The sequence below is a fragment of the Sphingomonas sp. genome (genome assembly GCF_036402235.1).
Classification (GTDB): domain Bacteria; phylum Pseudomonadota; class Alphaproteobacteria; order Sphingomonadales; family Sphingomonadaceae; genus Sphingomonas.
In genome coordinates this window covers 1-1,662 of sequence record NZ_DASWTG010000066.1, presented here as the reverse complement: position 1 = coordinate 1,662, position 1,662 = coordinate 1, and the positions used below count along the sequence as shown (strand labels likewise).

Below are 1,662 nucleotides of genomic sequence, written 5' to 3'. Positions count from 1 at the left end.
ATGACCAGCTTCGCCTTCATCCTCGGCGTGCTGCCGCTGGTGCTGGCCGGTGGGCCGGGATTCGAGCTTCGCCAGGCGCTCGGCACCGCCGTCTTCTCGGGGATGATCGGCGTGACCGCGTTCGGCCTCATCTTCACTCCGCTCTTCTACGTCACCTGCCGTACCGTCGGCGAGCGGCTGGAGCGCACTCGGCGGCGCCGCGCCGGACTTCCGGCCGATGCGGTTCCCGCGGAATAGGAGCATTCGCCCATGACCAGGAGGCGATTGATCGCCGCCGCGTCCGCGCTGGTTGTCGGCGCCTGCGCGGCCGGCCCCGACTATGCCCCGCCGGCGCTCCCGTCCGCCTCGGCCGGCGCGTTCGTTTCCGCAAGCTCGCCGGCGCTGCAGCCCGGAGCAGCGATCGAGAGCGACTGGTGGCGATTGTTCAACGACGCCACGCTCGACGGGCTGATCCAGGACGCAATGGCGCATAACCGCGATGTACGCGCGGCGGCCGCCCGCCTGGCCCGGGCGCGGGCCGCGCTCCGCGAGGTCAAGGTCGACCGACTCCCCCAGGCCGATGCCGGGGCGAGCGCGACCCGCGGCCGCGATTCCGGGACCAGCGACGCGTCGACCAGCTTCGATGCCGGCCTCAGCGTCGCCTATGAGCTGGACCTGTTCGGGCGGGTCAGCCGGAGCGTCGAGGCGGCGCGGGGCGACGTCGGCGCAGCCGAGGCGGACGCCCAAGCCGTTCGCGTCGCGATCGTCGCCGAAACGGCCCGGGCCTATGCCGATGCGGCCAGCGCAGCCGAGCGGCTGGCCGTCGCCGGCGAGATCGTCAGGCTGCTGGATCAAAGCCTGCGCCTCACCCAGCGCCGGGTGGAGATCGGGCTCAACTCGCGCCTCGACACGGCGCGGATCGCAACGCTTCGCAACCAGCGACAGGCCGAGATTCCGGCCATTGCCGCCGAGCGTGCCAACGCATTGTTCAGGCTAGCGATGCTGACCGGACGCGCGCCCGCCGAGCTGCCCCACGCGGCGGGCGCGCGCACCACCTCGCTCACGGTCGACCGGCCCATCCCGGTCGGCGACGGCGCCCAGCTGCTCGCGCGCCGACCTGATGTCCGCGCCGCCGAACGTCGGCTGGCAGCTGCGACCGCCCGAATAGGGATCGCCACCGCAGAGCTTTATCCCAGGATCAGCCTCGGGGGCTCGCTCGGCGCTTCGGCGGCAAGCATTTCCAATCTGCTCAGCAACCCGATCGGATTCCTGCTCGGCCCGCTGATCAGCTGGTCGTTTACCGATCACAGGAGGGCCCGAGCGCGGGTTGCCGGTGCCGAGGCGGGAGCCGAGGAGGCTCTCGCCGAGTTCGATGGCGCGGTGCTCCGTTCCCTGCAGGAGACTGAGACCGCTCTGTCATCCTACGCCAATGTGCTGCGCCAGCGCGAGGCATTGCGGTCCGCGCGCGACGAGGCGAAAATCGCAGCCGGAATCGTTCGCGCGCAACAGCGCGAGGGTCAGGTGGACTCGCTCGCCCTGCTCGACGCGGAACGGAGTTTCGCGGAAACCCAAGCCGGGCTGGCCAGCATCAATGGCGAGGTCGCGACGAGGCAGATCGAGCTTTTCCGGGCACTTGGCGGTGGCTGGTCCAAATGACCGCTTTCGACCCATTCCGGCCATTAG

2 protein-coding genes are annotated in these 1,662 nt (G+C 70.6%); both read left to right on the top strand.

The features are described 5' to 3' along the window. The coding region (locus VGD28_RS13545; RefSeq protein ID WP_331028878.1) for an efflux RND transporter permease subunit at nt 1-237 on the top strand (237 nt) is incomplete at its 5' end. 12 nt (nt 238-249) lie between these two features. Next, complete coding sequence (locus tag VGD28_RS13540; RefSeq protein WP_331028877.1) at nt 250-1,635, top strand: efflux transporter outer membrane subunit; 1,386 nt, start codon at nt 250-252, stop codon at nt 1,633-1,635. Nucleotides 1,636-1,662 lie beyond the last annotated feature (27 nt).

Coding starts and splice junctions, on each gene's coding strand:
- VGD28_RS13540 (WP_331028877.1), top strand. CDS start 250: ATGACCAGGAGGCGATTGATCGCCGCCGCGTCCGCGCTGGTTGTCGGC.